This is a genomic window from Paenibacillus sp. plas6 (assembly GCF_057221655.1).
The window spans coordinates 105,879-130,786 of sequence record NZ_CM170151.1 but is presented as its reverse complement, the minus strand read 5'-3'; the positions used below and the strand labels follow the sequence as shown (position 1 = coordinate 130,786).

General features: G+C 38.8%; 30 protein-coding genes. 26 read left to right on the top strand and 4 right to left on the bottom strand.

The genetic code is table 11. The features are described from left to right. Positions 1–10: 10 nt before the first annotated feature. Positions 11–727 (top strand): response regulator transcription factor, encoded by a 717-nt coding sequence (locus AC2TDL_RS00615; RefSeq protein WP_484698036.1) that lies wholly within the window; start codon positions 11–13, stop codon positions 725–727. 1 nt (position 728) lies between these two features. After that, positions 729–2,192 (top strand): HAMP domain-containing sensor histidine kinase, encoded by a 1,464-nt coding sequence (locus tag AC2TDL_RS00610; RefSeq protein WP_484698034.1) that lies wholly within the window; start codon positions 729–731, stop codon positions 2,190–2,192. Between the two features lie 265 nt (positions 2,193–2,457). On the opposite strand, the gene serA is transcribed toward AC2TDL_RS00610, so the two are convergent. Further along, the gene (gene serA / locus AC2TDL_RS00605) at positions 2,458–4,050 is read right to left on the bottom strand and encodes a phosphoglycerate dehydrogenase (protein WP_484698033.1); all 1,593 of its coding nucleotides are present in this window, start codon (positions 4,048–4,050) and stop codon (positions 2,458–2,460) included. A gap of 237 nt (positions 4,051–4,287) precedes the next feature. Continuing rightward, positions 4,288–5,199 carry a hypothetical protein gene (locus AC2TDL_RS00600; RefSeq protein WP_484698031.1) on the bottom strand — a complete coding sequence of 304 codons (912 nt, stop codon included), beginning with the start codon at positions 5,197–5,199 and terminating at the stop codon, positions 4,288–4,290. A 126-nt stretch (positions 5,200–5,325) separates the two neighbouring features. Between AC2TDL_RS00600 and AC2TDL_RS00595 the strand changes: the two genes are divergently transcribed. The 23 genes from AC2TDL_RS00595 (at position 5,326) to AC2TDL_RS00485 (ending at position 22,163) form a co-directional block, all read left to right on the top strand. After that, the gene (locus tag AC2TDL_RS00595; RefSeq protein ID WP_484701335.1) at positions 5,326–5,895 is read left to right on the top strand and encodes a CPBP family intramembrane glutamic endopeptidase; all 570 of its coding nucleotides are present in this window, start codon (positions 5,326–5,328) and stop codon (positions 5,893–5,895) included. 6 nt (positions 5,896–5,901) lie between these two features. After that, complete coding sequence (locus AC2TDL_RS00590) at positions 5,902–6,150, top strand: hypothetical protein (protein ID WP_484698030.1); 249 nt, start codon at positions 5,902–5,904, stop codon at positions 6,148–6,150. 94 nt (positions 6,151–6,244) lie between these two features. Continuing rightward, entirely contained in the window at positions 6,245–6,676 is a 432-nt protein-coding gene (locus tag AC2TDL_RS00585) for a hypothetical protein (protein WP_484698029.1), read from the top strand. A 302-nt stretch (positions 6,677–6,978) separates the two neighbouring features. Beyond that, complete coding sequence (locus AC2TDL_RS00580) at positions 6,979–7,593, top strand: genetic competence negative regulator (RefSeq protein ID WP_484698028.1); 615 nt, start codon at positions 6,979–6,981, stop codon at positions 7,591–7,593. A gap of 147 nt (positions 7,594–7,740) precedes the next feature. Further along, a complete protein-coding gene (gene prsW / locus AC2TDL_RS00575) occupies positions 7,741–8,439 on the top strand; it encodes a glutamic-type intramembrane protease PrsW (protein ID WP_484698027.1) in 699 nt (232 codons plus the stop codon). A 56-nt stretch (positions 8,440–8,495) separates the two neighbouring features. Continuing rightward, positions 8,496–8,648 carry a hypothetical protein gene (locus AC2TDL_RS00570; protein WP_484698026.1) on the top strand — a complete coding sequence of 51 codons (153 nt, stop codon included), beginning with the start codon at positions 8,496–8,498 and terminating at the stop codon, positions 8,646–8,648. Between the two features lie 97 nt (positions 8,649–8,745). Further along, positions 8,746–10,098, top strand: a complete 1,353-nt coding sequence (gene ypeB, locus AC2TDL_RS00565) for a germination protein YpeB (protein ID WP_484698024.1) — start codon at positions 8,746–8,748, stop codon at positions 10,096–10,098. 66 nt (positions 10,099–10,164) lie between these two features. Further along, the gene (locus AC2TDL_RS00560; RefSeq protein ID WP_484698023.1) at positions 10,165–10,818 is read left to right on the top strand and encodes a flagellar brake protein; all 654 of its coding nucleotides are present in this window, start codon (positions 10,165–10,167) and stop codon (positions 10,816–10,818) included. Between the two features lie 20 nt (positions 10,819–10,838). Then, positions 10,839–11,018, top strand: coding sequence for a hypothetical protein (locus AC2TDL_RS00555; protein WP_484698022.1), 180 nt, complete (start codon positions 10,839–10,841; stop codon positions 11,016–11,018). A 100-nt stretch (positions 11,019–11,118) separates the two neighbouring features. After that, entirely contained in the window at positions 11,119–11,814 is a 696-nt protein-coding gene (gene cmk, locus AC2TDL_RS00550; RefSeq protein ID WP_484698021.1) for a (d)CMP kinase, read from the top strand. Further along, positions 11,815–12,393: a lysophospholipid acyltransferase family protein gene (locus tag AC2TDL_RS00545; protein WP_484698020.1), complete on the top strand. Its 579-nt coding sequence runs from the start codon at positions 11,815–11,817 to the stop codon at positions 12,391–12,393. Positions 12,394–12,474: 81 nt separating this feature from the next. Then, on the top strand, positions 12,475–13,689 hold the full coding sequence (gene rpsA / locus AC2TDL_RS00540) for a 30S ribosomal protein S1 (RefSeq protein ID WP_484698019.1): 1,215 nt from the start codon (positions 12,475–12,477) through the stop codon (positions 13,687–13,689). Positions 13,690–13,806: 117 nt separating this feature from the next. Next, entirely contained in the window at positions 13,807–14,442 is a 636-nt protein-coding gene (locus tag AC2TDL_RS00535; protein WP_484698018.1) for a hypothetical protein, read from the top strand. A gap of 91 nt (positions 14,443–14,533) precedes the next feature. Then, the gene (gene der / locus AC2TDL_RS00530; protein ID WP_484698017.1) at positions 14,534–15,856 is read left to right on the top strand and encodes a ribosome biogenesis GTPase Der; all 1,323 of its coding nucleotides are present in this window, start codon (positions 14,534–14,536) and stop codon (positions 15,854–15,856) included. An 11-nt stretch (positions 15,857–15,867) separates the two neighbouring features. Continuing rightward, a complete protein-coding gene (plsY, locus tag AC2TDL_RS00525; protein WP_484698015.1) occupies positions 15,868–16,464 on the top strand; it encodes a glycerol-3-phosphate 1-O-acyltransferase PlsY in 597 nt (198 codons plus the stop codon). 3 nt (positions 16,465–16,467) lie between these two features. Continuing rightward, positions 16,468–17,490, top strand: a complete 1,023-nt coding sequence (locus AC2TDL_RS00520; RefSeq protein WP_484698014.1) for an NAD(P)H-dependent glycerol-3-phosphate dehydrogenase — start codon at positions 16,468–16,470, stop codon at positions 17,488–17,490. A 101-nt stretch (positions 17,491–17,591) separates the two neighbouring features. Beyond that, a complete protein-coding gene (locus tag AC2TDL_RS00515; RefSeq protein WP_484698013.1) occupies positions 17,592–17,864 on the top strand; it encodes a stage VI sporulation protein F in 273 nt (90 codons plus the stop codon). Positions 17,865–18,063: 199 nt separating this feature from the next. Further along, positions 18,064–18,243 (top strand): DUF2768 family protein, encoded by a 180-nt coding sequence (locus tag AC2TDL_RS00510; RefSeq protein ID WP_484698011.1) that lies wholly within the window; start codon positions 18,064–18,066, stop codon positions 18,241–18,243. A gap of 37 nt (positions 18,244–18,280) precedes the next feature. Then, positions 18,281–18,577, top strand: coding sequence for a 2Fe-2S iron-sulfur cluster-binding protein (locus tag AC2TDL_RS00505; protein ID WP_484698009.1), 297 nt, complete (start codon positions 18,281–18,283; stop codon positions 18,575–18,577). Between the two features lie 82 nt (positions 18,578–18,659). Further along, the gene (locus tag AC2TDL_RS00500) at positions 18,660–19,007 is read left to right on the top strand and encodes a 2Fe-2S iron-sulfur cluster-binding protein (protein WP_484698007.1); all 348 of its coding nucleotides are present in this window, start codon (positions 18,660–18,662) and stop codon (positions 19,005–19,007) included. An 11-nt stretch (positions 19,008–19,018) separates the two neighbouring features. Continuing rightward, positions 19,019–19,750, top strand: coding sequence for a hypothetical protein (locus AC2TDL_RS00495; RefSeq protein ID WP_484698005.1), 732 nt, complete (start codon positions 19,019–19,021; stop codon positions 19,748–19,750). A 265-nt stretch (positions 19,751–20,015) separates the two neighbouring features. After that, positions 20,016–21,494 (top strand): stage IV sporulation protein A, encoded by a 1,479-nt coding sequence (spoIVA, locus tag AC2TDL_RS00490; RefSeq protein ID WP_484698003.1) that lies wholly within the window; start codon positions 20,016–20,018, stop codon positions 21,492–21,494. 123 nt (positions 21,495–21,617) lie between these two features. Beyond that, complete coding sequence (locus AC2TDL_RS00485; RefSeq protein ID WP_484698002.1) at positions 21,618–22,163, top strand: GNAT family N-acetyltransferase; 546 nt, start codon at positions 21,618–21,620, stop codon at positions 22,161–22,163. Positions 22,164–22,299: 136 nt separating this feature from the next. Here AC2TDL_RS00485 and AC2TDL_RS00480 read toward each other — a convergent pair whose 3' ends face one another. Continuing rightward, positions 22,300–23,229: an aldo/keto reductase gene (locus tag AC2TDL_RS00480; RefSeq protein ID WP_484698000.1), complete on the bottom strand. Its 930-nt coding sequence runs from the start codon at positions 23,227–23,229 to the stop codon at positions 22,300–22,302. A 22-nt stretch (positions 23,230–23,251) separates the two neighbouring features. Beyond that, complete coding sequence (locus tag AC2TDL_RS00475; protein WP_484701333.1) at positions 23,252–24,253, bottom strand: Gfo/Idh/MocA family protein; 1,002 nt, start codon at positions 24,251–24,253, stop codon at positions 23,252–23,254. 324 nt (positions 24,254–24,577) lie between these two features. Here AC2TDL_RS00475 and AC2TDL_RS00470 point away from each other — a divergent pair, with 324 nt between their 5' ends. Next, positions 24,578–24,862, top strand: a complete 285-nt coding sequence (locus AC2TDL_RS00470; protein ID WP_484701331.1) for an HU family DNA-binding protein — start codon at positions 24,578–24,580, stop codon at positions 24,860–24,862. Positions 24,863–24,908 lie beyond the last annotated feature (46 nt).

The window sequence follows — 24,908 nt, the reverse complement described above, 5'->3', positions numbered from 1 at the left end:
GTGGAGGACGATGACTGATTTTTTTAATCGTATTTTAGTTGTCGATGATGAGGAGCGAATTCGTCGCTTATTGAAAATGTATCTTGAAAAAGAAGGCTATGAAATCGAGGAAGCTGAAGATGGTGAAACAGCATTAAGTCTCGCTATGAATCGTGATTATGCATTAATTTTGCTTGATGTTATGCTTCCAGGTATTGATGGAATTGAGGTTTGCTCAAGATTACGTCAAGTTAAATCCACACCAGTTGTTATGTTAACAGCTAAAGGGGAAGAGATGAATCGTGTTCAAGGCTTTGAAGTAGGTGCTGATGATTATGTAGTTAAACCGTTCTCACCTCGAGAAGTCATCTATCGCGTGAAGGCAATTTTGCGTCGCTCTTCCGCTACTGCCTTCCTAACGAAGGAAATGAATACTTCTAACAGCATCGTGTTTCCACATTTAATTATTGAACATGATGCGCACCGCGTAACTGCAGGCGGTCATGAAGTAAGTTTGACGCCTAAGGAATACGAGCTGTTGCACTATTTAGCAAGCTCTCCTGATAAAGTATTCTCGCGTGAAGAACTTTTGAAGGATGTATGGAATTATGAGTTTTTCGGTGATTTGCGCACTGTAGATACACACGTTAAACGTTTGCGTGAAAAGCTTAACAAAGTATCTGCAGAAGCTGCTAGTATGATTACGACGGTATGGGGTGTAGGCTATAAGCTAGAGGTGCCAAAATAAAATGAAGTGGCTGCGTAAAATTTTTAATCTACTGTATCATAGTGTCGTCGGAAAGCTATGGGTTACGATTATGGTGCTCGTTGCAGTAGTTCTGCTCATTTTGGGCTCTTTTTTACTGCAATACATTGATGTGTCATTCTCGGAAAATGCCCACGATATTAAAATGCTTTTTATTATTACAGGGATTATCGGCTTTTTGCTTTCAACGTTTTTTGCTTTCTTTTTGTCATCGAAGCTTCAACAGCCGCTTTTACAATTAAAAGATGCAGCCGTTTCAATATCTAAAGGGAACTATACAACTCGAGTTAAAGTAGTATCCTCAGACGAAATCGGTCAGCTTGCAATGACCTTTAATGAGATGACGGAAAAGCTGGAAAAGCTTATTTATGATCTGAATCATGAAAGTAATCATCTTTCCAATGTGCTTCGCAGTATTGGTGATGCGGTAATTACGTTTGATGCTAATGGCGAGGTCATTTTAACAAATCCGCAGGGTCATATGCTGCTTCAGCAATGGCAATTGATTGAGGATGAGCTAAATACTGAGGATGGCTTGAGATTTCCTAAGGTGCCTGCACCGTTAAGGGAAAATTATATTCAAGTATTAAGACATGGCAAAGATTGTACGGATAAAATTCATGTACAAAGCTTTGTTTGGTCAGTTGTATTTACTCCGCTCATGTCTGGTGATAAAATGCGTGGGGTTGTAGCGGTTATGCGTGATGTTACGGAGGAAGAAAAGGTAGATAAAATCCGCAGAGACTTTCTTGCGAATATCTCCCATGAAATTCGTACTCCTTTGCAAATGTTACAAGGCTATAGCGAGGCATTGCTAGACGATATTGTCGCATCGCCAGAGGAAAGACAAGAGCTAGTACAAGTGATTTATGATGAGTCTGTTCGAATGGGAAGATTAGTAAACGATTTTCTTGATATTGCAAGGATGGAAGCGGGCTATATGAATATGAAGCATCAGCTCGTTGATGTCAGCAGTATGATGACGCGTATTATACGCAAGTTTAGCGTATTTGCGAAAGAACGTGAAATAGAACTAATTTATATCCCAAGCAGCAATCAGCTAGTATTGCAGCATGCAGATGAGGATCGGCTAGAGCAGGTGATGACGAATTTAATAGATAACGCCTTCCGTCACACTGATACTGGCAAGCGAGTTATTATCGAAGCATCTGAAGTTAGCTTAAATCATCAAGCGTTTGTACAGATTAAAATCAAAGATGAAGGTCACGGTATACCAGCGGAGGATATTCCGTATATCTTTGAACGCTTCTACAAGGCAGATAAAGCTCGTAAACGCGGTACAAGCTCAGGTACAGGCCTTGGACTGGCTATCGTTAAAAATATTATCGAACAGCATAAGGGGAATATTGCTGTAGACAGCTTAGTTGGCCAAGGTACGACATTCACCATTTTATTACCAGTAGCTATTCATGAAAGCATCCGATGATCGACGGAGTCAGACAAGGTTAGTTAGATATCGAGATAATACGAAATCAGTGAATTGCTGATTTCGTCGACATTAATAAGATAAAGTTGATAGATCTTGTTAATCGTGAAACATTGTATGAATTAAACTGGTTATTACAAATGTCCTTTTCATATGAGGGTCATACGAAAAGGACATTTTTGCTTATTTTTTATGCAATATATCAAAAAGGGATGCTCAGATAGTCACTGATAGACTATCTAAGCATCCCTAATTATTTATAGCTTTACAGTACTACTTCTTTAGCGCTTAGAAGTTCTGGAAGGTCTGTAAGTTGTTTAAGAACTTCTTTAGGTGCTGGTTTGTCAACACGCAATACCATGATTGCTTGACCGCCTTCATCTTGACGACCAACCTGCATTGTAGCGATGTTAACATCGTTATTACCAAGCAATGTACCAACGCGACCAATGATACCCGGTTTATCGTTATGAGAAATAAGAATGAAGTTACCAGTTGGTGTTAAGTCAATATTGTAGTTGTTAATTTGAACAATACGTGCACCATATCCAGATAGAAGCGTACCTGCAGCAGAACGAGTTTCTTTATTTGTGCGTAATGTTACAGTTACAAGGTTTGTAAAGTCTTGAGAAGTACGAGATTTATTAATGACGATATTTACAGAACGTTGTTTTGCAATATGCATAGAGTTAACAACATTCACGCTATCGCTGCCTAAGTAGTGAGACAATACGCCGCGAACGATATAGCGAGTTAGCGGTTGAGTATCAACATCAGAAAGTTCACCAGCGTAGCTTACTGTAATATCTTCTACAGCACCTTCAGTGCTTTGTGCAATAAAGTTACCTAATTTTTCTCCAAGTTCAAAATAAGGCTCAAGCACTTTACGTACTTCTGCTGGAATTGGTGGCATATTTACGGCATTCATAAATGGCTCATTACGTAAAATATGCAATACTTGTTCTGAAACATCAATTGCAACATTTTCTTGAGCTTCAACAGTAGAAGCGCCAAGGTGAGGAGTTACAATAATTTTTGGATGATTCAAGAACGGATGATCAGGTTTTGGTGGTTCAGACTCGAATACGTCAAACGCTGCACCTGCAACGACACCAGCATCAATTGCTTCGATCAATGCACCTTCATCAATAATACCGCCACGAGCACAGTTAATAATACGCATACCTGGTTTCATCACTTCAAATTGAGCTTTACCAATCATATGCTTAGTCTCAGGAGTTAGTGGAGTATGAACAGTCATAAAATCAGCATTGCGAACAATTTCATCAACTGTAGCTAGTGTAACCCCTTGTTTTTGCGCACGTTCTTCAGTTAAGAATGGATCGTATGCCAAAATGCTCATGCCAAAAGCTTTAGCACGTTTAGCAACTTCACTACCAATGCGTCCCATTCCTAGAACACCTAGTGTTTTGCTGCGCAATTCAACGCCAAGGAAAGATTTACGATCCCAAGCACCCTCAGTAGTTAATTTTTTATGAGCTTGCGGAATGTGACGAGCAAGTGCCATCATCATAGCAAAAGTATGCTCACAAGTTGTAATCGTATTTCCATCAGGAGCATTAATAACGATTACCCCTAGTTTAGTAGCTGCTTCAAGATTGATATTATCAACGCCTACGCCAGCTCGTCCAACAACTTTTAATTTTTTACCTGCTTCTAAAATCTTTTCAGTTACAGTAGTTTGGCTGCGAACAAGAAGTGCATCATATTCGCCAATAATGGATACTAATTCGTCTTCGGATAAACCAGTCTTTTTGTCTACAACGATGTCTTCAGCATCCACAAGCTGTTGAATACCTTGGTCGCTAATTGGATCAGATACTAGAACTTTAAACATTACAATACTACCTCCTGGTTGCGAAAATAAATCGCAATTAATATAAACAGCAAAACTCTCGCACCGCATCGATGAAAGATGTGGACGAGAGTTTCATCAACGAACGTAACGGTCACTCTTATTCTATAGCAAGAGTACTCAGAAAATCAATGCCTCTATACAGAATAAATCGTGACATTTCGATAGCAAAACACGAATTTTGTTGTTTTTTGCTCACAAAGTTGACAAACAATGAAATTACTCTACATTAGGATAAAAAAATGGGATTTGCGGCAAAAACTGATCACTGTATAATTTATTGCGATACATATTATAGTCGCCTGGGCGCACCGCACCAGTGTTTAATAATAGTGAAATAACTCCGTCAACCGTTGATATATTCATACTTTCAGCTTGTCCTGAAGTAATAAAATAATCAATACTGCTTGTTAAATCATGAGGTAAATAGTCTGCGAAAATTTTCTTATCATTCAAATAATGAGCGATAATTGCATTTTTGATAAGTAGCGGTTTACTATTCCAATTATCAAATTTTACGTTAACATTTTTGTCAAATTCACTTGGAATGTTCGGATCTATAGAATTCCCCCATAGATGCATAGCACTATAGAATTGCAATTGCCCATTTAACGCTTGTGATACAGCAGAGATATAAGCTTCATTATTTTGTAATGCTTGAATAACTTCGTCATAATTTGCAGGTTTGCGACGCTGCAATGCCTCAGCAGCTTCTGCAAATTGCTTCAAGCTGCGGATGTAGCTTTGTTGCGCTTCACCGATTAAGCCGGCGTTTTTAAAGTTGGTGCTTGCAGCTTCTTCCGCTTTTTTACTTGCTTGACTTGCAATTTCCTTGTAAAGTGAAGCTACGTTGCTAATTTCGTTGTTTGCAATTTTAGTTAATGATGATGTCCAATTGTTTTGAAATTCGCGATATGGCGAGTAAACAGTTAAATAAAATGAGATTAGATCTTGCTGTTGATAAACATAATCGGTGGAAGTAGTCTCTGTCTCTTGCAAATGAGCATATTTTTGCTCCGTTTTTTTACTGCCAAGATTTAACCCGTAGAAAAATGCAGCTACAGCAAAAACTAACATGACTAAAAATAATGTACTAAATAACATCGCATTACGTGTGAATCTTTTATCCATTTGATTTCTCCTTTATGTAAATGGTAATCCCGAGGATCGGAAGTGTAATACATGAAAAAACTTTTGACGAAAATTAAAAACAAAATAAAATTAAAGATACAACGGTTGGGACGAATTCAAATTAAAATGGGAACCCAGGTCTCAGTCGATCAGCTTGATGATAAGGTGCTGCTACTCAATTTATACATTACGCAAGCTCTTACTTTTATTATCGGTTTATTATGGGTCATTTTTCAAGGGCAAAATGTTATTAAATTATTAACGATTGATACTTCTTTGTCGACAATTATCGTATGGGGCATAGGATTGGCACTTTTAGCAGTCGCGGCCGATCTATTGGTGTCGAAAGTTGTGTCAGAGGAAGCGGTAGATGATGGAGGAATTAACGAAAAAATTTTCGCGAATCGACCTCTGTGGCATATTTTTGTCATTTGCTTAATTGTTGGCTTTTGTGAAGAATTATTATTTCGCGGTGCAATTCAGCATGCAATAGGACCTTATTGGACAAGTATCGTTTTTGCACTGATTCATGTACGCTATTTAAAGCATTGGATACCAACTGGACTTGTTTTTAGCATCAGCTATGGACTAGGATATATCTATATTGAAACGGGAAGTATATGGACTCCGATAATTGCACATTTTTTATTTGATTTTATAATGGGTTTAATGATTAGGTATAGGAGGGGAAAATAAGAACCAATGAGTAGAATGGAAAAGTTCAGTCGTCGAGCTAGAAAAAATAAGCAGCACGAGACTGGCAATGCTATTCATAAAGAGTTTGAGGAGGAAAGTGAAGGGAAGCTTCCCTCAAGAACTAAGAAATTTCCCTCTAGGAAAGCAAAGTTAACGAAAATTTATTATAATGTCGTTTTCTTTTTATTTGTGGCACTAGTTCTATTTTTGCTGTGGTATGGCAACAATTATTATTCAACGGTTCAAGAAAACTGAATCAATTTTACCTAAACCTAACTCGAATGATTTATTCATCAGCAGGTCAAGCTACTGATGAAGTCATAAATCAAGCGAGGTGTTACTAATGAGAATGACGGGATTTATTGTAGGTGGTTTGCTTGGAATGGTTGGTGCATTTGCGTTAATGAAGCGCAAGCCAGGCGTAGCAAATGTGATGCAGGGGGCAATAAATGATATTCAAAGCAATATCATTTCATCTGCGGTGTCGAAATTAGCAAATTCGCAATCCCAGCAGCAGTCCCAGCAATCCCAGCCGCAAGCACAGGCACAATCGCAGCCACAGTCGCAGCAGCAAGCTTCTTCAAGCTCTTCAGCTAGTTCATCAGCTAACTCATCTGCGCAGAAATCAGTAAGCAAGTCGATGAGTCAGGGCAAACAGCAAAATTCAAAATCAAGTAATCCTGTGATGAGTGCTTCAATAATTGAAGGAATTATTAAAAATGATCCAGAGCTGCAAGCTGCAGTTGAAGAAATTAAAAAGGAATCGAAGTCAGTCCATTAATAACTAATCTTATGACTTTAACAAAGGAGCTGACTCAAAATGGGTCAGCTCCATCACATTATTATATTCTAAAATGGGCGAATCATGCATATTTTGCAATAACAATAATTATTTTTTATCATATCATATTAATATGAAACAAATCGCCCCAGCTGACGTATAAGCTATTAGCCTACATATTTTTACTTAAAGTAGTGCATTAGCAAGCAAGACATGTTAAAGTAAACATATAGCAAATGTATGCAGAAAAATGATTTTCCATACAAGAGCTATAGTTAGATGCTGCAAAGGAGGATCCTGTCATGAAGATCGAAAGACTGGGTCAGGACAAGATTAGGATTTTCCTGACTTACGACGATTTGTTGGAGCGGGGTATCCAAAAAGAAGACATGTTACGAGAGCCTCCTAAGCTACATGATCTTTTTATGGAACTTATGGAGCAGGCTTATAATGAGCTTGGTTTTGAGGCAAGTGGCAGACCGTTAGCAGTTGAAGTCTACGCAATGCCTGCGCAAGGAATGTTTGTTGTAGTAACACGAGGCAAGCGCGGCAGTGATTCTGTCGATGGCTTTGGTGAAGAAGACGATTTAGATGATGATATTTATGACCTCGATGTAACAATGGAGCATAGCGATATCATTATGTTTTCTTTTAATGATTTTGAGCACGTCATCGCGGTGTGTAAAAATTTAAAGTCTTCTCAGCTAACTGAAGGTGGAACCTTATATTCCTATAATAATAAATGGATTTTATCAATTGACCCATCAGATATAGATACACCAAGCTATAACTCCGTGCTCGCAATTTTAGCGGAATACGGCGAAGCCACATCCGTTACCTTCGCTATGCTAGAAGAATACGGTAAAGTGATTATGTCAGAGGATGCAATTAATCAAATCTGTGATCACTTTGCCTAATATACGTGCGACAGACAAAAAGAACATTGACTAAAAAAGTCAATGTTCTTTTTTTTGTTTATTCGTTATAATATAGCTATAATCGATTATGATTTGAAATATTGATTAAATTTACGCGTTCAGTACGCGATGAAAGCAGGAAAATAAATGCTCATATTCTCCATTTTATCGGCGGCGTTAGCTCCAGGCTTATCATTGCTAACGTATTTATATCTACGAGATAAATATGAGGCGGAGCCAATTCATTTAGTACTAAAGGTATTTTTAATTGGTATCTTACTTGTGGTGCCTATTATGGTGTTGCAACGAGGCATTGAAATATGGCTGGGCGAAAGTAATTTTGTTATGGCATTTATTCAATCGTCCGGGGTTGAAGAATTTATCAAATGGTTTGTCTTGTTCCATTTGATTTACAATCATATTGAATTCGATGAGCCTTACGATGGGATTTTATATGCTGGTGCATTGTCGCTTGGCTTCGCAACTACAGAAAATTTGCTCTATTCTATTTTTATGCCGGCCGATTTTGGGGCAATGTTAATGCGTGCAATTTTGCCTGTTTCAGGCCATATGTTATTTGGCGTAATTATGGGGTACTATTTAGGAAGAGCTAAATTTTCACAAAACAAGCAGAAACGTAACAGCTTTTTAGCATTTTCAATTATTGTTCCATTTTTTCTCCATGGTTTATTTGATTGGATTATTGTGGTGCGAGAGCATGATTGGATTTTTGCTATCATTCCATTTATGATATTGCTTTGGTTATTTGGTCTATCGAAAATAAGATCAGCTCATGTAAAATCTCCATTTCGTTATGTTCGTTCTAAGGATGAGGTTAAAATGTAATTTTTATGTTTATACTATGGCTAAATTCACCTGAATTAGCTATAGGAGGTTTAAGCGTGTCAAGGATAAAAGTATTAATTCGTTGTCCTGTATGCGGGGAAAAATACATTTTACGTGGACGAAAAGATCGAGATGTATTTGAAACTGGCTTTAAGATGTGCATTTGTAATAATACGGACAATTTTGAATTTGAAGAATTTCCTACTTGAAGCTCAATGCTAGCCTTGAAAGTTCAACGCTCAATGTATAAAGCTTCCTTCTCCAATCCAAACTAACATTTAGATTGGACTGAAGGGAGCTTTTTGTATGTATAAACGGCTAAGTAGCATCTTGTTTCCGATAATGACAATTTGCCTTATTGGAGCGCTATATTGGGGATATCAAGAACATCAAGAGAAAAATGCGGTGCTTCTCAAGGCTGAAAATAACTATCAACGAGCCTTTGGTGATTTGACATATTACGTGAATAAGCTAAATGAAGAGCTTGGTAACACACTAGCAGTTAACTCAACTTCTATGGATTATCATCGAAAGGGACTTGTTAACGTATGGAAAATAGCAAGTGAAGCTCAGCATGCGGTTAGTCAATTACCAGTAAGCTATGTTCCCTTCGCAAATGCAGAAAATCTATTATCACGTGTCTCTAACTTTGCTTATAAAACGGCAGTTCGTGATTTAAGCAAACAGCCATTAAGCAATGAAGAGTTTAAAACGTTGCATTCACTTTTTGATAGTTCAAATCAAATTTCAAAGCAGCTTCGTGATTTGCAAAACAATATAATGAGCAGTAGCTTACGATGGATGGATGTTGAACTAGCCCTCGCAGTAAATGAAAAAGAAACGATAAACCCAGTAGTTAGCAGTTTACGGACCGTAAATGATGATGCTGCTAAATATGCAGAAGTAGATTGGGGACCTGCCGTTAATAGTATGTATATGGATAAAACGGTAAAAATGTTAAGCGGTACTCCGATTACTGCAGAGGAAGCTGCAAAGATCGCTGCTAAATTTATTGGCACAGACGCATCGAATATCGAAATTAAGGAAAATGGCAAAGATAGCAGCTATCCAACATATTCAGCATATGTCAAAGATGACGCTGATGGAGATAAGAAGCTGACTATTACCGCAAAAGGAGGAAAGTTGATAAGCTTTGCTCATTATCGCGACGTTTCAAATACAAAACTGACAATCGAGCAGGCGAAAAAAAAGGCCGAGCAGTTTATATCTGATCGCGGGTATGAAAACATGGTCGTAGTCAGCTACGATGAGTATGAACATACAGGCACATTTACCTTTGTACATCAGCTCGATGGACCTACACTTGTCTATCCCGATAAAATCACGATTAAAATTGCATTAGATGACGGAGAGGTGCTTGGTTTTCAAGCAACAGAATATGTAAGCAATCATCGTGAACGACAGATAAATAAACCTAAAATTAATTTAAATCAAGCTGTTGCTGCACTAAACCCAGAAATGAAAATTAAGGATCAAAAGATGGCTATTATTGTCGGAGAGCTGGGAGAAGAAGTTTTATGCTATGAATTCACTGGAACGATTCATAATCAGCTATATCGGATCTATATCAATGCCGATTCGGGTATTGAAGAGACGATCGAAAAAATGAGTCGTGCCGATCAAAAAGCAACTGAATAGAAAGTTCATATAGCTCCTCCTTTCGGTAAATGCTATAATATTCCTTGCGAGAGGAGGAGAGTCGTTGTGATAGTGCCAAAAGTAACGCAAGTAGTTTATTTTCAAATTAAAGACGAGGTTACCGAAGACGAAATAGAATATAAAACAAGGGTCGCGGACGAAGACGAGGAAACATTATCACTGGAAATTCCGATAAATACGAAAAATGGTCGTATGAAATTGTTGCATCCAGGCAATGTGTTAAATGCTTATTTTATTACGGAAACAGGAGTTAAACATTTTTTTGAAACTTACGTGATAGCTAAAAAGGATGCAGAAATTCCTCTATTTATTGTCGCTAGACCAAGTCAAGATGAAATGACCTCAATTCAACGTCGAAATTATTTTCGTATTGATATAGAAGTCGATATTGCTGTGCGAGCAGAAAATGGCAAGCGTTATGTATTCAGAACATCAGATATTGGTGGTGGCGGCGCTTCGTTTGTCGCACGAAAAAATCAACCGTTTGCGATTGGAGAAAAATTGAGCTGCTGGTTGTTGCTTCCGCATCGGAATGGAACAATTGAACATAGCCAATTTGTTGGAGAAGTATTAAGGGACAGAGATTTGGAAAACGGAAATAAAGTTGTAATGCTGAAGTTTGAAACAATCTCTGAAACTGAAAGACAAAAGATTATTCGTTTCTTGTTTGAAAAGCAAATTCAATTTCGTGATCGCTAGTTGAAAAGACAGGAGGACAGATGAACTTTAAACGAGACTATATTAAGTGGATTGACAAATATAGTGTGCTAGCAATTAAGCTAGTCGTAATAGGTTTACTAGTCATGCTCCTACTGCAAATCTTACTGCAATTTGATGTGGTACGCGTGCTAATCGTTCCTACTGACTACTGGGAAGGAAAGCCGCTTCAACAACCGTAGTTTTGCATCCATTGGGAAACTGTGGTATAATATCAATCGACAAATGCAGGCTTTGCCTGCTTTTTGTTTGGGTTCATTTTGAGAGGAGTTGCCCACAACGATGACATTGTTAAAAGTTGATCGCATTAATATTGCGATTGATGGTCCTGCAGGAGCTGGGAAAAGCACAGTAGCTCGTGGAGTAGCACTTAAGTTAGGGTATATTTACGTCGACACTGGAGCAATGTATCGAGCAGTTACGCTGCTAGCACAGCGTCAAGGAATAGAACCTACTGATAGTGAGGCTTTGCGCTCGCTTATAGCGGACATTGACCTGAAGTTAACTCCTACAGATACAGGACAAAAAATATTGTTAAACAATGAAGATGTTACAGAACTGATTCGTTCAAGAAAAGTTACGAATCAGGTTTCGCTGTATGCAGCGAATGAACATGTTCGAAGCAAGCTTGGTGAAATGCAAAGACAACTTGCTAAAGAAAAAGGCATTGTAATGGATGGCAGAGATATCGGGACGCATGTGTTACCTGATGCAGAATTGAAGATTTTCTTAACTGCCTCTGTTAAAGAGCGAGCAAGACGACGATATCGTGAGCTAACCGAAAGCAACTACGTGCCTCTTGAACAATTGGAAGCTGAAATTGCTCAGCGCGATAAGATGGACGAGAACAGAGCTATTGCTCCATTAGTACAAGCTAGTGATGCAATACTGCTTGATAGCAGCGACATGAGTATTGAAGAAGTTATCGCTTACATTGTTAAGTTAAGCCAATCCAAGCTCATGGAGGTTAGCAAATAAATGCTGTATAAAATTTTCAGAGTTATTTTACGAATTCTTTATCGTTTATTATTTCGTTTTAAAGCTATTGGAACAGAAAATATTCCGTCAGAGGGCGCAGTTATTCTTGCATCTAATCATATTAGCTTATTAGATCCTCCTGCCGTAGGGGTGCTCATTAAACGTCGAGTTCATTTTATGGCTAAAGAGGAATTGTTTAGAATTCCAGTATTTGGTTCATTAATTAGAGCGTTTGGTGCATACCCTGTAAAGCGCGGAGGTGTTAGCATCGATGCGATCAAATCATCAATCAATTTACTTAAAGCAGGCCATACAGTTGGTATTTTTCCTGAAGGATCACGCCATGCTACGGCAGGCGCAAAAAAAGGAACTGCAATGATTGCGCTTCGCAGCAATGCTGTGGTTGTACCAGCTGCAATTATTGGCAGCTATAAGCTTTTCCGTTGCACAAAAATTGTGTATGGGAAGCCGATCGATATTAAATCTGTAGTAGCTGCTGAAGGAGAAGATCTTTATGAAGCGGTTACGGATGAAATAATGAAGCACATTAATCGGCTTAAAGCAGAGCATTCGTTTTAATGTTCAGTGCAAGTTAAATAAAACGTTGCATTGTGCTTAAAAATATAGTTTAGTGGGTTACGAATTGAGGAGGTTATTTTCATGTCAGAAGAAATCAATGTTCAAAATTCTGCAGCTGAAGAATCAAATCAAGCAGCACTTGATCAAATGGTGAATTTGAAAAAAGGCGATACTGTTAAAGGAACTATCGTTAAAATTGAAGATAACGTGGCGTATGTAAGCGTTGGTTATAAATATGATGGAATTATTCCTCTTCGTGAGCTTTCCTCCGTACATGTAGAACAAGCTTCCGATGTTGTACAAGTTGGACAAGAGGTTGAATTAAAAGTATTGTCAATTAATGACGAAAAAGAAACGATGACACTTTCCAAACGTCTTGTAGACAATGAAAAAGGCTGGGATGAAATTCAAAAGCATTATGAGCAAGGTGATGTATTTGAAGTTGTTGTTGCCGATGTTGTTAAAGGCGGTCTTGTTGCTGATGTAGGCGTACGCGCATTTATTCCGGCATCTATGGTTGAACGTCACTTTGTTGAAGACTTTAGTGATTACAAAGGACGCACTTTACGTGTTATCGTGAAAGAAATTGACCGTGAAAATAACAAAGTTATCCTTTCCCAAAAGGATGTGCTTGAGGCTGAATATGAAAAAGCTAAAGCAGCTAAGCTTGCAGAGCTTAAAGTAGGACAAGAGCTAACTGCAACAGTTCAACGTGTTACACCATTTGGTGCATTCGTCGATCTTGGCGGCGTAGATGGTCTAGTGCATGTTTCTGAACTTGCTTGGGAGCATGTAAAAGATCCTGCTGATGTCGTGTCTGTTGGTCAAGAAGTTAAAGTTAAAGTATTAAAAGTAGAAGCTGATAAAGGCAAAGTTAGCCTTTCCATTAAAGCAGCACAACCTGGTCCTTGGGAAAAAGCTGCTGGTCAATTTAAAGTTGATGATGTTGTAACTGGTAAAGTAAAACGTATCACAACATTTGGTGCATTTGTTGAAATTGCTCCTGGTGTGGAAGGCTTAGTTCACATTTCTCAGCTTGCTCATCGTCATGTTAACTCTCCTTATGAGGTTGTTAAAGAAGGTCAAGAGGTTGAAGTTAAAATTCTTGAATTTAATCCTGCTGACAAACGTGTAAGCTTGAGTATTAAAGCTACGCAAGAGGCTCCAGCTCAAGAAGAAGCAGATGAAATTCCTGACTTGAAGGAAATCAATAATTCTGCTGTAAGCTTAAACGGTTCGAATATGAGCTACTCTTTGGCAGAGCGTTTTGGTGATAAACTTAGCCAGCTTAAATAGTCTTTTCTCTTGTGTTAAAGCCTCAAACTGGTGGAGGAACTTACCAGCTTTGAGGCTTTTTGCTTGTAATGCAATAATTCCGCGATTATTCGTACATATTATGTAGGGGTGATCGCTATGATAGACGGTTATTGGACAGCGCTTGTTACCATTATGCTCATCATTTTGCTGTTAACGGGGTGGAGCAGCTGGCTTAATAAGCAAATGAACTTATTCATTTTGCTGCCCTCGCTTTTGATAATTTGGCTAACAGTTGGTGAAGGATGGAATTTTCAGTTCAAATTAGGACAGACTAGTTTACTGCTAAATGCTTCCTTTGTATTAATTAATATTTTATTATTTTGTTATTGGATGTTAACTAGACCCCAGTTTGATGCAAAGTTAATTATGTTATATACAGTAGCATTAGCGCTAGCTTTAACAATGATAAGAGCATTAATGATGATTTCTCCATGGGCAGAAGCAACTTTTTCAAGCTGGCAATTACCGCTAGTAAGTGGAATTTTGCTCAGTCTTATTGGGCTTAACGTTACTGAGCTCATACTTATTTTATTTTGGGGGACTAGCTTAACTGAGCTATTACTAATGTGGCAGCAGCGCGGAGAATATAGCGCAAAAGTAGCTAACCTGCCATGGTGGGATTTTATTGTGTTAGCCCTGGCAAGCATTGTGCTAGTAAAACTATTGCTGGGAATGCTGCATAAAGGTACACAATTTATTGTCCAATTACTAAGCAATAGAATGAAAAGTTAGCCATTTTCACACTTTTTTGCTATGATGGGTTACGAAGTATGAAAGTCGTTTTGGCTACTTCATGCGAACAGATTGAGGAGGAATTTACTGTATGGCTAGACCTGTTATTGCAATCGTCGGAAGACCTAATGTGGGAAAATCAACGATTTTTAACCGCATTATTGGGGATCGACTGGCAATTGTTGAAGATAAACCTGGTGTTACACGTGATCGCTTATATGGTACTGCTGAATGGAATAACAAGCCATTTAGTATTATTGATACAGGTGGTATTGAAATTGATGGTGATGATGAAATTATGCGTTCAGTAAAAATGCAAGCAGAGCTTGCTATTGCTGAAGCAGATGTCATCATTTTTATGACGGATGCGAAGACTGGTATTACTCATGCCGATGAGGAAGTAGCGCAAATGTTATATCGCTCTAAAAAACCGGTTGTGCTTGCGGTAAACAAGGTGGATAATGAAAACCGTCAAGAGGAAATCTATGAGTTTTATGGACTTGGTTTTGGCGAGCCAGTTGCAATCTCTGGGGCACATGGTTTAGGAATTGGGGATTTGCTAGAAGCAGCCACTTCATTGCTGCCTGAACCAGAGGATGATGAGTATGAAGAAGATGTTATTAAGGTTGCATTAATCGGTCGTCCGAATGTCGGAAAATCTTCACTGGTCAACGCTTTGCTTGGTGAAGAACGCGTTATTGTTAGCAATATTGCGGGAACAACGCGTGATGCGATCGATACCCCATTTGAAGTGGACGGACAAAAGTATGTTTTAATCGACACAGCAGGTATGCGTAAGCGCGGCAAAGTGTACGAATCAACGGAAAAATATAGTGTTATGCGTGCGATGAAGGCAATTGAACGCGCTGATGTTTGTCTTATCGTTATAAACGGTGAGGAAGGGATTATTGAGCAGGACAAGCATATTGCCGGCTATGCCCATGAAGCTGGAAAAGCGTCCATTTTTGTTGTTAATAAATGGGATGTCGTTGAAAAAGATGATAAAACAATGCAGCATTTCACAAACAGTATTCGTGAGCAGTTTTTGTTTATGACATATGCACCTGTCGTATTTTTATCTGCCAAAACAAAACTTAGATTACATAAACTGCTTCCTGTTATTAACCATGTATCTGAGCAGCATGCGATACGTATTCCAACTCATCTGCTAAATGACGTTGTATCTGATGCTGTAGCGATGAATCCTGCTCCTACTGATAAAGGTAAACGTCTACGGATTAATTACGTAACGCAGGTGGCAACAAAACCACCAACTATTGTATGTTTTGTAAATGATCCTGAATTGATGCATTTCTCCTATGAACGCTATCTGGAAAATAAAATACGAGCAGCCTTTGATTTTGAAGGTACGCCGGTGCGCATCTTTTCACGTAAAAAATCTGATCAAGATTAGGGGAGAGCACATTGTTATCAATTGTTGCGATAATCGTTAGTTATCTCGTTGGATCAATTTCTTTTAGTATCGTGATTGCAAAACTATTTAAAGGAATTGACATACGTAATCATGGAAGCGGCAATGCTGGAGCAACGAACACTTTACGTGTGCTTGGATTAGGTCCTGCGATTCTTGTTCTTGCACTAGATCTACTGAAAGGAATGGGAAGTGTAGCGTTAGCTTGGGCTGTTTCTGATGGCGACTGGATGCCGGTATTATGTGGTTTAGCAGCTATTATTGGTCATAATTGGCCGATTTGGTTTAAATTTAAAGGTGGTAAAGGGATTGCAACCGCAATTGGAGTGCTCTCTATCCTTGTCTTCATTCCTGCGCTTATTGCAGGGATTATTGCGATTTTAAGCATTGTTTTTACTCGTTATGTTTCACTTGGATCTTTGCTGTTTACATTCTTGACTCCAATCTTTGTACTTATTCTGCAATTTAATTGGGCGAATTTTATCGGTACAGTTATTATCTGCATCTTTGCCTTTATTCGTCATCGTTCAAATATTGTAAAATTGTGGAATGGGACAGAGAATAAGATAGGTAGCAAGAAAGGAGCTTAGTGCATGCAGAAGCCACACGAAAAAGGTAAAGTTGCAGTAATTGTAGCTGGTAGCTGGGGAACTGCACTTGCTTATGTACTCGCATGTAATCACTATGAGGTAACGATGTGGACACGTACTGAAGCGCAAGCTAAGGAGATTAGTACGCAGCATCATAATGAAAAATATTTGCCTGGACGTGTATTGCCACCTAATATTACTGCGACAACAGATATGAAGGAAGCGTTGCATGGAGCAAAGCTGACTTTATTTGTTGCACCGTCAAGTGCGATGAGACAGGTTGCCCAGGCAGCAGCTCCTTATCTTAGCAAAGATAGTATCGTTGTTCATGCGACTAAGGGCTTTGAACCGCAAACTTTAAAGCGGATGTCAGTCGTCTTAGCTGAGGAATTAGGCCGAGCGCAATCCGAAATTGCAGTTATTTCTGGACCTTCACATGCTGAAGAAGTTATTCTTAAGCTGCCAACTACAGTAGTTGTGGCAGCGGAGCAGGCTGATATAGCAGAAAAAGTCCAGGAGATCTTTATGAACAACGCTTTTCGCGTATATACCAATAATGATGTCGTAGGCATCGAAGTTGCTGGTGCTTTGAAAAACATAATTGCACTTGCTGCAGGATTGATTAGCGGACTTCAACTTGGTGATAACGCTAGAGCAGCATTACTTACAAGAGGATTAGCTGAAATTTCGCGTTTAGGTGTAGCTATGGGGGCAAATCCTTTAACCTTTATTGGTTTAGCAGGGGTTGGCGATTTGGTTGTTACAGCGACAAGTCAGCATAGCCGAAATTGGCGTGCAGGATATATGCTTGCAGACGGCACTCCGCTTGATATTGTACTCGAGCGTATGGGAATGGTTGTTGAAGGAGTAAAAACAACACGTGCTGCACATGAGCTCGCTAATCAGTATGGCATTGAGATGCCGATAACAGAGCAGTTATATGAAGTGCTGTTTAATAAGCAACCACTTGAACGAGCGATCGAAGTATTAATGGGTCGTACAAGAACGAATGAGATGAATCGTTAGGCAGTAGATATGTAACGATAAAGCTTATCTCCACATATGATGTACAGAACTATGCGTCGCCATTATTGTGCGCATGATAAACAGAGTTGGGAGGTAAGAGCATGTCGAAGGATTTGTCCAAAGATGTACTAGGCGCCATTAAGCGAAAAACAGGAAAGAACATTTCGGCTACTTCGGTTGGAAAAATAGCTAGCACGGTTCAGCCAAACACGTTAGAAAATGAGGCGGAATTAAAAAAATTAATTAAACGTGTAGCTGATATGGCAAATATAAAGCTATCTGATGCAAAGTTAAATGAAATAACAAAAACGATTCAATCAAGCGGTGTAAGTACGTCCAACCTAGAAAATTTAATGAAGTTAATGATGAAGTAAGTCTATTACTGTAATACGGGGATGTATAGGGACTAGCAATCAAGCTAGCACTCTATACATCCCTTTTTTTTGCAGTGACAATAAAGAAGCTACTTACGAAGAACTCGCAAGCTATTAACAGCATTCTTTGTCACAATAGAAAGCTGATGCTATAATAGTCGTGTAATTATTACATAATAGAATAGGGGAATAAGAATTCATGGATTCAATGACAAAAATGTGGGTATCATTAATTGGCATCGGCTTGATGGCAATTGCTGCGTTTTTAATTACTTTTGCGCGTTACAAAACAAAAGGAGTTATTAAATTTATCCTATCGTTTTTTGCATTCATAAGTTTGATAATCGGATTTATTCTTGGCGTTATTTCTATTATTTAATTACAACATCCGTTATAGAAAGCGGTGAAGATTAACATTGATTGAATTAATTGGACGTAGCATAACAAAAAAAGTTGAAGCGGAGAAAGGGTTAACCCTGCTCGATCATGCGATAAAGCACAAGGTGGATTGGAGTTTTTCTTGCACTAGAGGAACATGTGCTAGATGTCGTTGTCTTATTACTGAAGGCGCAGAGTATTTAGATGATATTACTGATGTGGAATGGGATCGCTTGGAGCCGGAGGAGTTTGAGCAAGGATATCGTTTAGGCTGCCAGGCAGTAGTTATTAGTGACGATGCAGTGATTGTTGCAAAAAATAAAACGTATTTTTAATTGTTTATAGTAAGTGCGAAAACTTTAGAACAAGAGAGAAACACAAAATGATTGTCAAGTACATAATGTGAGGGGGCTGCCAATGGACGCTGAAGTTACTTTTTTACCGATCGATCGTTCCACAAAGGTTCGAGCAGGTACAACTGTGCTACAAGCAGCACGCAAAGCAGGAGTAGCAATTGTAACTCGTTGCGGTGGAAATGCAGCTTGCTTTATGTGTAAAGTAATTATCGAAGATTGGAGCAATCTCGCACCAATGAAAGATAATGAGCGCCGCAAGCTTGCAGGCTTGGAGTGTAATGGGACTAGATTAGCTTGTCAAACTATTTTACAGCACGGAAAAACAATTGTTCAGCTTCCTCCTGACCCTTTTCGCGCTGCTATAGCAAAGCAATTAGCGCGTCAGCAAGACGAGGATTCTTTATGGTAGGAGAAATCGAAATGAAAGAGAAGAAAAAAATATTTCAACTATATAAAGTAACATTAACCGCTATGCTGCTTGTTGTTTTATCGGGTTGTTTATATCCGCAAACCGATTCTTCGCCGCGCGACTTTGTTTCCAAAGAGGCGATTCGCAACGTGCAAGGTGCAATTGACCAATATATGGAGGATAAATCTATATTGCCAATTATTAATAGTGATGATTCAGTTGATCGCTTTGAAAAGTTTCGTGTTAATTTTGATTTGCTGAAAAGGGAAGGTTATCTCGAAATGTTGCCTAGCTCTTCATTTGAAGGGGGAGGAAATTTTTATTTCCTAATATTAAATGAGGAGACAGAGCCAGTTGTTAAAGCACAAAGTATTTATTTATCGCAAAAAATTATAGATATTCAGCGCACAGTTGATGAATATAAAGCTAATACTGGTAAGTTTCCGTTTGCTGATCAGCTTTATGATGGTTTTTATGGAATTGACTACAAAGCGCTTAAGATGAAGACACCAGAGCTGCATAGCCTCTATTCCGGAAGTATTGCTCAAATTATGATTAGCGAAAATGGAACAGTTTATATCGACCATGCAAGCGATATTTATCAGGCGAAGCTGGCTTTACCTGAGCTGGCTGAGGATGCTTATGATGATTGGCGCCATGTATTAGTGTTAAAGAGTGAATATGTGCCTGTAAAATCTCCAAAATATAAATTTGAAAACGGAGAACCTGTACCTTACGAATAACGTTAAATATATTAGATTTTTTATCACTTTTTTACTGCAACCTATCATAATATCTCCTCTCAATGAATATATCCTTAGAGTGGTACATATCGTTCAGACTTGAAGATTAGCTTAAAAAATAAAAATACAAAGCTATCGGAATATTTGGACAAAGTGGACATAAGATATTACAAGTCCAATAAGTATGTACGAGTTGCGTCGCTGGCCTGCCCTTTTGTCCGGTGGATAGCGGCGAACCGGAAAATCAATTGGGAGGGGATATTCAGTGAATAAAGTAGATATTTTTAAGGACATTGCCGAAAGAACTGGCGGGGATATTTACCTCGGAGTCGTCGGTGCAGTCCGTACAGGAAAATCAACCTTCATAAAAAAATTTATGGAGACTGTCGTACTTCCCAACATTCCAGTAGAGTCAGAAAGAGTCCGAGCAATTGACGAATTGCCACAAAGCGCTGCTGGTAAGACAATTATGACAACCGAGCCTAAATTTGTTCCAAATCAAGCAGTACAACTTCGTGTATCTGAAGGCTTGGAGGTCAATGTCAGATTAGTAGATTGCGTTGGCTATGCAGTCGATGGGGCAAAGGGCTATGAGGATGAGAATGGACCACGTATGATTACTACGCCTTGGTTTGATGAGGCGATTCCATTCCAAGAAGCAGCAGAGATCGGTACACGAAAAGTAATTCAAGAGCATTCCACATTAGGGGTTGTAGTAACTACTGATGGTACAATCGCTGAAATTCCGCGTAGCTCTTATATCGAGGCAGAGGAGCGAGTCGTTGCAGAGCTTAAAGAGGTTGGTAAGCCTTTCGTGCTTATCGTGAACTCTACTAAGCCTCGCAGTGAAGAAACTCAAGCACTTCGTCAAGAGTTACAAGAAAAATATGATATTCCTGTAATTGCTTTAAGCGTAGCAACAATGAATGAAGAAGAAGGTCTAGCTGTCTTACGTGAAGTATTGTATGAATTCCCAGTACATGAAGTGAATGTAAATCTTCCTAGCTGGGTAATGGTACTTAAAGAAGGACACTGGCTGCGTACTAACTTTGAAAATAGTGTGCGCGACACAGTAAAAGACATCCGCAGATTGCGCGATGTAGATCATGTTGTACAACAATTTATGCAATATGATTTTATTAGTCGTGCTGGCTTAAGCGGTATGGATCTTGGTCAAGGTGTCGCGGAAATAGATCTATATGCTCCAGACGAATTATATGATCAAATTTTAATGGAAGTTGTTGGAGTTGAAATTCGCGGCAAGGATCATTTGTTGTCATTAATGCAGGAATTTGCCCATGCGAAGAAAGAATATGATCGCTTTGCTGAGGCGCTAGAAATGGTGAAAACAACCGGTTATGGTATTGCTGCTCCAACGCTTGCTGAAATGGCTCTAGATGAACCAGAGCTAATCCGTCAAGGCTCGCGCTTTGGTGTACGATTAAAGGCGACTGCACCATCTATTCATATGATTAGAGTCGATGTTGAGTCTGAGTTTGCGCCAATTATTGGTACTGAGAAACAAAGTGAGGAGCTTGTTCGATACTTAATGCAAGATTTTGAAAACGATCCGATAAAAATTTGGGAATCCGATATTTTTGGAAGATCGTTGCATAATATCGTACGCGAAGGCATTCAAGGCAAAATTGCGATGATGCCAGACACTGCTCGCTACAAACTGCAAGAAACATTAGGACGTATCATTAATGAAGGCTCAGGCGGATTAATTGCAATCATTCTATAGGTAAATGAACTGTAGGTAAATGAAAGTTAGGTGAGTTCTCACCTAACTTTTTTATTTGTCATGTAAGAAAACAATTGCTATTGTATTATCAAAACCAGTTCACAAGAGGGAAGGGAAATCAATTTGCAATCAATTGCTCAAAGCTATACGGTTAAAGGATTAAATTATACGATTAGAAATGCGATAGTAAATGATGCTAAACAATTACCAAAATTGCGCTGTACCATTGATGGAGAAACCGAGTTTTTGGATAGAGTACAAGGGGAAGGATATATAGATGAAGCTGGTTTTGTACAGCTTATTAAAACGGATACTGAAAAGGTTAATCATCTTTTTTTAGTCGCAGAGGTGGAAGGCAGGTTAGTAGGTTTCGCCAGATGCCAAGGAAGCGACTTACGGAGATTTTTACATAAGGTTGAATTTGGTGTATGTATACTTAAAGACTACTGGGGCTATCGAATAGGCAGTAATCTTTTAGAGCAATGTATCCAGTGGGCAGATTGCAACGGAATAAAGAAAATAACGCTTACTGTCGTAGAAACAAATAAAAAAGCGATTGAGCTGTACAAAAAACATAGGTTTGAAATTGAAGGGATTTTAAGAAAAGATAGATTGCACGCAGATGGCAAGTACTATAATACAATCATTATGGCTAGACATCAGGATTAAATTTAATAAGGTAGCTGTAAAAGAGCAAGAACTAGAACGTTCAAGTAAATGAGTCGCTAATAAAGAAATTGCAACAATAATTCTATGAGGATGCAAACTCTTTATTAGCGACAATAAAAGCGCTCTAATTCGCTGCTTAAGTCGTTAAATTAAGCCAATCAATTTCTTCTGCAGTTAATTTAATACGAGCGCCTTCATCGCATGACAGCAGATTCGAGCGCTTTTGCGCCCCAATAATTGCACAGGTTGGATATGGTTGATTTAAAACATAGGCAAGAGCTATTTGAATTGTAGTAAAGCCTTTTTCTTGAGCAAGCTGTTCAGCACGTCTAAATCTCTCCCAATTTTCCTCACTATAAAATACTCGTACCATATCTAGATTGTCTGTAACTTCTGGTGAATAGCGGCCAGAAAAAAATCCTCTCGCTTGTGATGACCAAGAAAGTACAGGCATTTGCGTTTGTTCATGCCATTTGCTAGACTCCTTATCAATAGAGACGCAATCAGGCCAGAAAGGCTCATTTGGCTTGGCAAGACTTAAATTAGGACTATTGAACGTAAAGCCGACTAATCCGTTCTGCGCTGCATACTGATTAGCTTCAATAATTCTAGCAATCGACCAGTTTGATACGCCAATCGCTCCAATACGACCAGCAGCAATATATTTATTCAGGCAATCAATAATTTCACTTACTGGTACGGACGTGTCATCACGATGTAACGCAAACATATCAATATAATCCGTTTGTAGGCGCTGAAAACTGCTGGCAAGGTCAGCCTCGATATCTTTCTGATTGACTTTTGATTGGCCATTGCTCGGATGGGCACCTTTGGTCAAAATAACCCATTTATCCCGATTACCACGTTCTTTAATGTATTTTCCGATCACTTCTTCACTTTCACCGTTGCTGTAAATATGTGCAGTATCGATTGTATTACCGCCAATTGCAAAGTAAGCATCTAGATTGTCTGCGACTAGCTCGTATTTATCGTGAAAAAAGTAATCGCTTCCTTTAATTAATCTGGAAATCGGTTTGCTGACCCCTTGAATATGAATGTATTCCATGTTATTTGGCTCCTTTATGATTCTATAGCAGTTCAACGCGAGTGCGCGTACGGGCTGAACGAAGAACAGCATCAATTATTTTCATGTTTTTGTATGGATCATCGCTAGCTACGAGCGGTGAAGCTTGCTTATAGACAACAGCGGCAAAATCGTCTACTTGCTTGGCATATTGGTTAATAAGCGGAACGGAGATTTTTTGCACATCGTCCTTAGAATGAACGTAAAAGGACCAGCCATCGTCACGACTGCAGATAAAAGCATTAGGCACAGTTATATAACCGGTTGAACCAACTATTTCTAGTGTGTTTCGCTCTCCAGCCCACATTCCGCAATCGAAGCTTAACGCTACCCCATTAGGAAATTCGATTAATCCGCTAGTCATCATATCGACATTATCATGCTCAGACGAGAAGAAAGCATGTGCTGTTACAGCTTCTGGCTCTTGTTCTAATATTAATCGCGCAGCGGTAATTGGATAACAGCCCACATCATAAACCGATCCACCGCCCCATGCTTGTTTGTATCGTACATTTTCAAGATCAGCAGAATTATTAAATGTGAAACTGCCCCGGATCGCACGAATTTCACCGATTACTCCTTCCGCAATCATTTGCTTCAGTAGCTGGTATCGCGGATGGTGACGATACATAAAAGCTTCTGCTAAATGCACGTCAGCAGCTTTACAGGCTGTAATCATTTCCAAAGATTCATCTGCTGTAAGCGCAATCGGTTTTTCACATAATACATGTTTCCCTGCATTAGCTGCTTTAATTGTCCATTCCTTATGTAGATGATTGGGCAATGGGATATATACAGCATCAATATTGTTGTCCTGTAATAACTCCTCATAGCTGCCATAGGCAGTAGCAATGTTTAATTGTGCAGCAGTTAGCTGAGCTGTCGCTAATGAACGGCTAGCGATTGCAACTACTTCATTATTTTGCGATTGCTGTATACCAGGAATGACCGCATGTTTAGCTATATTTGCACAGCCTAAAATCCCCCAGCGTAACGGTGTTTGCATCATCGTTGCTTGCCTCCTAATACAAATTTTTGCAATATTATATTGTCATTATAAGCCATCATTGCATCGGAAGCTATTTTGCTAAGAAAATAGTTTTTAGTAAATCTATCGGTTAATTAAAGCCATTTACTAGCACTTAAAAGGTTATAAAATAGGCTAAATAGCTGATTTTGCACGGTTATCAAAGGGATATTTAAAATAGTGTGATAAAGTTATGTCAATACTTGTATTTGCATCTTGCTTGTATTACTATAGTTTTATTGTTAATAGGTATATATTTCTATAAAAAGGTCAATATGAGTGATAGCAGTGTACGTTAAGGAGGTGAAAGAAATGAATAAAACGGATTTAATTAACCAAGTAGCAGAGCTTTCTGGTCTTTCTAAAAAAGATGCAGGTAAAGCGGTTGACGCTGTATTTGGCGCAATTGGTGAGGCTTTGCAAAAAGGTGATAAAGTTCAGCTAGTAGGTTTTGGAAACTTTGAAGTTCGTGAACGTCAAGCTCGTAAAGGTCGTAACCCTCAAACTGGTGAGGAAATCGATATTGCAGCTAGTAAAATTCCTGCTTTTAAACCAGGTAAACAACTTAAAGATTTAGTTGCTCAATAGTATTAAGAGAAAAGCTACAGGAAAGCGATTCGCTTCTTGTAGCTTT

Excerpts from the sequence above, each read along its gene's own strand:
- AC2TDL_RS00580 (WP_484698028.1), top strand. The coding sequence starts at position 6,979 with ATGAAGATCGAAAGACTGGGTCAGGACAAGATTAGGATTTTCCTGACT.
- AC2TDL_RS00545 (WP_484698020.1), top strand. The coding sequence starts at position 11,815 with ATGCTGTATAAAATTTTCAGAGTTATTTTACGAATTCTTTATCGTTTA.
- AC2TDL_RS00610 (WP_484698034.1), top strand. The coding sequence starts at position 729 with ATGAAGTGGCTGCGTAAAATTTTTAATCTACTGTATCATAGTGTCGTC.
- cmk (WP_484698021.1), top strand. The coding sequence starts at position 11,119 with ATGACATTGTTAAAAGTTGATCGCATTAATATTGCGATTGATGGTCCT.
- der (WP_484698017.1), top strand. The coding sequence starts at position 14,534 with ATGGCTAGACCTGTTATTGCAATCGTCGGAAGACCTAATGTGGGAAAA.
- AC2TDL_RS00600 (WP_484698031.1), bottom strand. The coding sequence starts at position 5,199 with ATGGATAAAAGATTCACACGTAATGCGATGTTATTTAGTACATTATTT.
- AC2TDL_RS00500 (WP_484698007.1), top strand. The coding sequence starts at position 18,660 with ATGGACGCTGAAGTTACTTTTTTACCGATCGATCGTTCCACAAAGGTT.
- AC2TDL_RS00555 (WP_484698022.1), top strand. The coding sequence starts at position 10,839 with ATGAACTTTAAACGAGACTATATTAAGTGGATTGACAAATATAGTGTG.
- AC2TDL_RS00510 (WP_484698011.1), top strand. The coding sequence starts at position 18,064 with ATGGATTCAATGACAAAAATGTGGGTATCATTAATTGGCATCGGCTTG.
- rpsA (WP_484698019.1), top strand. The coding sequence starts at position 12,475 with ATGTCAGAAGAAATCAATGTTCAAAATTCTGCAGCTGAAGAATCAAAT.
- AC2TDL_RS00480 (WP_484698000.1), bottom strand. The coding sequence starts at position 23,229 with ATGGAATACATTCATATTCAAGGGGTCAGCAAACCGATTTCCAGATTA.
- AC2TDL_RS00515 (WP_484698013.1), top strand. The coding sequence starts at position 17,592 with ATGTCGAAGGATTTGTCCAAAGATGTACTAGGCGCCATTAAGCGAAAA.
- AC2TDL_RS00520 (WP_484698014.1), top strand. The coding sequence starts at position 16,468 with ATGCAGAAGCCACACGAAAAAGGTAAAGTTGCAGTAATTGTAGCTGGT.
- AC2TDL_RS00495 (WP_484698005.1), top strand. The coding sequence starts at position 19,019 with ATGAAAGAGAAGAAAAAAATATTTCAACTATATAAAGTAACATTAACC.
- AC2TDL_RS00595 (WP_484701335.1), top strand. The coding sequence starts at position 5,326 with ATGGGAACCCAGGTCTCAGTCGATCAGCTTGATGATAAGGTGCTGCTA.
- prsW (WP_484698027.1), top strand. The coding sequence starts at position 7,741 with ATGCTCATATTCTCCATTTTATCGGCGGCGTTAGCTCCAGGCTTATCA.
- AC2TDL_RS00535 (WP_484698018.1), top strand. The coding sequence starts at position 13,807 with ATGATAGACGGTTATTGGACAGCGCTTGTTACCATTATGCTCATCATT.
- AC2TDL_RS00590 (WP_484698030.1), top strand. The coding sequence starts at position 5,902 with ATGAGTAGAATGGAAAAGTTCAGTCGTCGAGCTAGAAAAAATAAGCAG.
- AC2TDL_RS00585 (WP_484698029.1), top strand. The coding sequence starts at position 6,245 with ATGACGGGATTTATTGTAGGTGGTTTGCTTGGAATGGTTGGTGCATTT.
- serA (WP_484698033.1), bottom strand. The coding sequence starts at position 4,050 with ATGTTTAAAGTTCTAGTATCTGATCCAATTAGCGACCAAGGTATTCAA.
- AC2TDL_RS00615 (WP_484698036.1), top strand. The coding sequence starts at position 11 with ATGACTGATTTTTTTAATCGTATTTTAGTTGTCGATGATGAGGAGCGA.
- ypeB (WP_484698024.1), top strand. The coding sequence starts at position 8,746 with ATGTATAAACGGCTAAGTAGCATCTTGTTTCCGATAATGACAATTTGC.
- AC2TDL_RS00475 (WP_484701333.1), bottom strand. The coding sequence starts at position 24,253 with ATGCAAACACCGTTACGCTGGGGGATTTTAGGCTGTGCAAATATAGCT.